Here is a 215-nt window from a genome sequence, read left to right on the forward strand (position 1 = left end):
TGGTAGATCTTTGAAAACTGAACAAGATTGATAATCGATGATGTGTAAGGAATCTTACAACGAAGTTTGTAAGAATTAAACATTGCGAAGTCAATTCGCTTATAAAATAACAATTTATTCAGAAGAGCTAAGTTAAGCTTTTCATCTTAAGATGAGAGTTTGATCCTGGCTCAGGACGAACGCTGGCGGCGTGCCTAATACATGCAAGTCGAACG

At 37.2% G+C, this 215-nt stretch carries 1 rRNA gene; it reads left to right on the forward strand.

The features are described from left to right. Nucleotides 1–147: 147 nt before the first annotated feature. Nucleotides 148–215, forward strand: a 16S ribosomal RNA gene (locus tag ABWU86_RS03810); the annotation flags it as partial.

The organism is Apilactobacillus pseudapinorum, from assembly GCF_040369555.1.
GTDB lineage: Bacteria > Bacillota > Bacilli > Lactobacillales > Lactobacillaceae > Apilactobacillus.